Origin of the sequence: Streptosporangium sp. NPDC023963, assembly GCF_040639135.1 — a bacterium.
GTDB lineage: Bacteria > Actinomycetota > Actinomycetes > Streptosporangiales > Streptosporangiaceae > Streptosporangium.
Genome location: NZ_JBEZZK010000037.1, coordinates 1 through 6,252, shown reverse-complemented (window position 1 = coordinate 6,252; position 6,252 = coordinate 1). Strand labels below are relative to the sequence as shown.

Sequence of the window (6,252 nt, the reverse complement as noted above, 5' to 3'; positions counted from 1 at the left end):
ATCGAGACCGCCCTGCTCACCCACCCGGCCGTCGCCCAGGCCGCCGTCATCGTCCGCGAGGACCGGCCCGACGACCGGCGCCTCGTCGGCTACGTCGTCACCGGCGCCGGCATCGACGGCGCCACCGCCCGCGACCACGTGGCCGGGCTGCTTCCCGGCCACATGGTGCCCGCGGTCGTGACGGTCCTGGACGCGCTCCCGCTCACGGTCAACGGCAAGCTGGACCGGGCCGCCCTGCCCGCCCCGGACCACGCGAGCGGAAGCACGAGCCGGGAACCGGCGACCGTCCACGAGGAGATCGTGTGCGCCGCCTTCGCCGAGATCCTCGGCCTGGCGCACGTCGGCGTCGACGATAACTTCTTCGACCTCGGCGGGCACTCCCTGCTCGCGGTCACCCTCGTGGAACGCCTGCGCTCGCATGGCCTGGAGATCGACGTCCGCGCGCTGTTCACCACCCCCACCGCGGCCGGCCTCGCCGCCACCGCCGGCCGGTTCGCGACGCGGGTCCCCGCCAACCGCATCCCCGACGGCGCCCGGCACATCACACCCGGCATGCTGCCCCTGGTCGACCTCACCGAGCAGGAGATCACCTCGATCACCGCCCGCGTCCCCGGCGGCGGGGCCAACGTCGCCGACGTCTACCCCCTCGCCCCGCTGCAGGAGGGCATCCTCTTCCACCACCTCATGGACGGAGAGGTCTACATCCTGCCGACCGTGCTCGGCTTCGACACCCGCACCCAGCTTGAGAACTTCCTCGCAGCCCTGCGGAAGGTCGTCGACCGGCACGACCTGCTCAGGACGGCGGTCTTCTGGGAGGGCCTGAGCAGGCCGGTGCAGGTGGTGCTCCGGAGCGCCGAGGTGCCCGTGACGGAGGTGGTCCTCGACGATTCGGAGGACCTGGACCCGATCTCCGGACTGCTCGCCGCCTGCCCCACGTCCATGGACGTCACCGGTGCCCCGCTGGTGCGCGTCCACGTGGCCGCGCGACCCGGCGGCCGGTGGCTGGCCCTGGTCCAGGTCCACCACCTGATCCAGGACCACACCTCCCTGGAGGTGATCCTCGGCGAGATCCGCGCCTTCCTCGACGGGACCGGCCACCTGCTGCCCGCGGTCTCCCCCTACCGCGAGGTCGTCGCCCAGGCGAACCTGTCCCATGACGAGCATCGCGCCTACTTCCAGCGCCTGCTCGGCGACGTCACCGAGCCGACCGCCCCCTACGGGCTGGGCGACACCCGGATCGACAGCTCGCACATCGGCGAGGCCACCGGCCGCATGGACCCCGGCCTGTCCGCGCGGCTGCGCCGCCAGGCACGACACCTCGGCGTCAGCCCCGCGACCATCTTCCACGTCGCCTGGGCCCGCGTCCTGGCCGCGACCTCCGGTCGCGACGACGTCGTCTTCGGAACCATCCTGTCCGGCCGCCTCAACGCCGGCGCCGACCACACCGTCGGCCTGTTCATCAACACCCTGCCCGTCCGGATCGACACCCGCCGCACCGGCGTCCTCGACGCCGTCCACACCACCCGGAACCAGCTCGCCGAGCTCCTGCGCCACGAGCACGCGCCCCTCGCCGTCGCCCAGCGGGCCGGGGCCACCCGCGGTGACACCCCGCTGTTCACCTCCCTGCTCAACTACCGCCACAGCGGCTCCTCCACCGAGCGAGAGGCCACCGCGCTGCCCGGGGTGGAGATCCTCTTCTCCCACGAACGCAGCAACTACCCCATCGGCATGATCCTGGACGACACCGGCGACGGGTTCACCCTCACGGCGCAGGCAACCGCGCCCGCGACCCCCCAGGCTCTTCGCGACATGCTCCACACCGTCGCGGACGGCATCGTCACCGCGCTGGAGAGCGCACCGCACCGGCCGCTCGACACCGTCCAGGTACTGGGGGACGCCGAACGCCGCCGTGTCCTGGACGAAGGGAACGGCGCCGCGCACGAGGTGCCCACGGGGACGCTGCCGCGGCTGTTCGAGGCGCAGGTGGCCCGGACACCCGGCGCGACGGCGGTGGTGTTCGAGGACACCGAGGTCTCCTACGCCGAGCTCAACGCCCGCGCCAACCGGCTCGCCCGCCTGCTGGTCGAGCGCGGTGCCGGCCCGGAGCGGCTCGTCGCCCTCGCCCTGCCCCGCTCCGTCGACCTCGTCACCGCCATGCTCGCCGTCCTCAAGGCGGGCGCCGCCTACCTGCCGATCGACCCCGGCTACCCCGCCGACCGGATCGCCCACCTGCTCGCCGACGCCGACCCGTTCCTGCTGGTCACCGGCGAGGCGACCCGGTGGCGGCCGCCCGCGGCCGGCGTGCCCCACCTGTCGCTCCACGACCCGGGCGTGCGGCGGGACCTGGCGGGGCGCCCCGGGCACGACCTGTCCGACGCGGACCGGCACGGCCCGGCGCTGATCGACCACTCCGCCTACGTGATCTACACCTCCGGCTCCACCGGCCGTCCCAAGGGCGTCGTGGTGACGCACAGGGGCGTGCCGAACCTCGCCGCCGACCACATCGACCGCCTGCGCATCGGACCGTCGAGCAGGTTGCTCCAGTTCGCCTCCCCCAGCTTCGACGCCTCCGTCGCCGACATGTGGCCCGCCTGGCTCGCCGGCGCCGCGGTCGTCCTGGCCCCGGCCGAGCGGCTGGTCCCCGGGGCTCCGCTGGCGCGGCTGGCCGCCCGGCAACGGGTCACCCACGCCACCCTGCCCCCCGCCGTGCTGCCCCTGCTCGCCGACGAGGGCGGGCTGCCCGAGGACATGACGCTGGTGGTCGCCGGTGACGTCTGCCCTCCCGAGACGGCCGCCCGCTGGTCCCGCGGCAGGCTCATGCTCAACATCTACGGTCCCACCGAGGCGACCGTCGCCTCGCTGTCGAGCCCTCCCCTGGCGGGAACCGGCGTACCGCCCATCGGCACGCCCGTGTGGAACACGCGCGCCCACGTGCTCGACCCCGCCCTGCGGCCCGTTCCCCCCGGTGTGACGGGCGAGCTGTACCTGTCGGGCGTCCAGCTCGCGCGCGGGTACCTCAACCGGCCGGGGCAGACGGCGGAGCGGTTCGTCGCCGCCCCGTACGGAGCCCCCGGCGAGCGCATGTACCGCACGGGCGACCTGGTGCGCAGGAACGCCGGCGGGCAGTTGGAGTTCGTCGGCCGGGCGGACGACCAGGTCAAGATCCGGGGCTTCCGCATCGAGCCTGGCGAGGTCGAGGCCGCCCTGCTCGCCCACCCGGCGGTGGCGCGGGCGGTCGTGGTCGTGCGCGAGGATCGGCGAGGCGAGAAACACCTCGTCGGCTACGTCGTGCCCGCCGGTGTCGCGGCGGAAGGCGGTGGCGCCCTCGCCCCGCGGGACGCCGGGCCCGCCGTCGACATCGACGGGACCACGCTGCGGTCCCACCTCTCCCGGCTGCTGCCGAACTACATGGTGCCCTCGGCGGTGCTCGTCCTGGACGCCTTCCCGCTCTCCGTGAACGCCAAGATCGACCGGGCGGCGCTGCCCGAACCGGACTACGCGCTCGCGGCGGACCGGGGGCCGCTCACCGCCCAGCAGGAGATCCTGTCCGGCGTCTTCGCCGACATCCTCGACCTGCCGCGCGTCGGGGCCGACGACAACTTCTTCGACCTCGGCGGGCACTCGCTCCTGGCGACCCGGCTGATCAGCCGCGTCCGCGCCCTGTTCGGCGTCGAGGTCCCGATGCGCGCCCTGTTCGAAGCCCCCACCGTCGCCGGGCTCGCCCTCCGCCTGGCCGGGAGCGAGGCCGGACGCCGGCGTCCGGTCCCCCGGCCGAGGTCCGGCGCGGTGCCGCTGTCGTACGCCCAGCGGCGCCTGTGGTTCCTGGAACGGCTGGAAGGGCCGTCCCCGCTCTACAACATCCCCGTCGCCCTCCGCCTCACCGGCGATCTCGATCCCGGCGTCCTGCGCACGGCCCTCACCGACGTCATCACCCGCCACGAAGTCCTCCGCACCGTCTTCGGGCACGTCGACGGCGTGCCCGAGCAGCGCGTCCTCGCCCCCGAGGTGATCGACGCGCCGTTCCTCACGCGAGAGGTGGCGGACGGTGAGCTGGCGCGGGCGGTGGCCGAACAGGCACTGCGCCCCTTCGACCTCACCGAGGAACTCCCGCTGCGGGCGCGGCTGCTGGCCGTCGGCCCCCGGGAGCACGTGCTGGTGCTGGTGGTGCACCACATCGCCGGTGACGGCTGGTCGCTGGCGCCGCTGGCCCGCGACATCTCCGTCGCCTACACCGCCCGCGCGGCCGGCCTGGCTCCGGAGTGGGAGCCGTTGCCGGTGCAGTACGCCGACTACGCCCTGTGGCAGCGCGAGTTCCTGGGCGAGGACGGCGACGCGGCCGGTGCCCTTCACCGCCAGCTGGACTACTGGCGCGAGGCCCTGGCCGGCCTGCCCGAAGAGCTTTCCCTGCCCGCCGACCGGCCCCGCCCACCGGTGGCCACCCACCGCGGCGGCACCGTGCAGGTGCACATCGAGGCCGATCTCCATCGGCGGCTCACCGATCTCGCCCGCGCCGAGGGCGTCACCATGTTCATGGTGCTCCAGGCCGCCCTCGCCACCCTCCTGTCACGCCTCGGCGCGGGCAGCGACATCCCCATCGGCACCTCCGTCGCCGGACGCACCGACGAAAGCCTGAACGACCTCGTCGGCTTCTTCGTCAACACCCTCGTGATGCGCACCGACCTGTCCGGCGACCCCACCTTCCGCGAACTCCTGCACCGGGTGCGCGAACGGACCCTGGACGCCTTCGCCCACCAGGACGTGCCGTTCGAACGGCTGGTGGAGGACCTGGCCCCCACCCGGTCCATGGCCCGCCATCCCCTCTTCCAGACCATGCTCGTCCTGCAGAACACCGCGCCCGCGAGCCTCGACCTGCCCGGTGTCGAGACCCGCGTCCTGAACCCCGGTGACCAGCCTTCCAAGTTCGACCTCGACTTCCAGCTCCGCGAAACCCCCGGCGGCGGCGTGACCGGCGCCGTCATCTACGCCGCCGACCTGTTCGACCACGGCACGGTGGAGGCGCTGGCCGAGCGGTTCGTCCGGGTGCTGGACGCCATGGCCGCCGACCCGGCCCGGCCGGTCGCAGGCATCGACCTGCTCACCCCGGCCGAACGCCACCGCATCCTGGTCGAGTGGAACGACACCGCGCGCGAGGTCCCGGCGGCGACGCTGCCCGAGCTGTTCCAGGCCCAGGCGGCCCGCACCCCGGACGCCACCGCCGTGGTCTTCGAGGGCACCGAACTGTCCTACGCCGACCTCAACGCCCGCGCCAACCGGCTCGCCCGGCTCCTGGCCGGGCGGGGGGCCGGGCCGGAGGCCCGCGTCGCGGTCCTGCTGGAACGCTCCGCCGACCTGGTCGTCACCCTGCTGGCGATCCTCAAGACCGGCGCCGCCTACCTGCCCGTCGACCCCGACCATCCTGCCGGCCGCATCACCGGCCTGCTCGCCGACGCCGGCCCCGTCCTGCTGGTCACCACCGCCGCCCTGGACCCGGCGGGCGGCGGGCAGGTCCCCCGCGTCGTCCTGGACGACCCGCGCCTCACCACCGTCCTGGACGGCCTGCCCGCGACCGACCTCGCCGACGGCGACCGTACCGGCCCCCTCCTGGCAGGCCACCCCGCCTACGTGATCTACACCTCCGGGTCCACCGGACGGCCCAAGGGCGTCACCCTCGCCCACCGGGGTGTGGTCAACCGGCTGGCCTGGATGCAGCACGCCTACCGGTTGACCCCGGCCGACCGGGTGGTGCAGAAGACCCCGTTCGGGTTCGACGTGTCGGTGTGGGAGTTCTTCTGGCCGCTGCTCGAAGGCGCCGCGCTGGTGGTGGCCCGGCCGGGCGGGCACCGGGATCCGGCATACCTGGCCGAGCTGATCCAGCGGGAACGGGTCACCGTCGCCCACTTCGTCCCGTCCATGCTGCGGGTGTTCGTCGCCGATCCCGCCGCCCGCGGGTGCGCCTCGCTGCGGGCGGTCGTCTGCAGCGGCGAGGCGTTGCCGGCGGACCTGCGCGACCGGTTCCACGCGCTGCTGCCGATCCCGCTGCACAACCTGTACGGGCCGACCGAGGCCTCGATCGACGTCACCGCCTTCACCTGCGAACCCGGCGCCGCCTCCGGCGGGGTGGTGCCGATCGGGGCGCCGGTCTGGAACACCCGCGCGTTCGTCCTGGACGCCCGCCTGCGGCCCGTCCCCGCCGGCGTTCCCGGCGAGTTGTACCTCGCCGGGGTGCAGCTCGCCCGCGGGTACCTGGACCGT

At 74.2% G+C, this 6,252-nt stretch carries 1 protein-coding gene; it reads left to right on the top strand.

Features of this window, described 5'->3' with window-relative positions; translation table 11 throughout:
- A partial coding sequence (locus AB0F88_RS44150; RefSeq protein WP_362698638.1) for an amino acid adenylation domain-containing protein occupies positions 1–6,252 on the top strand: 6,252 nt, incomplete at both ends.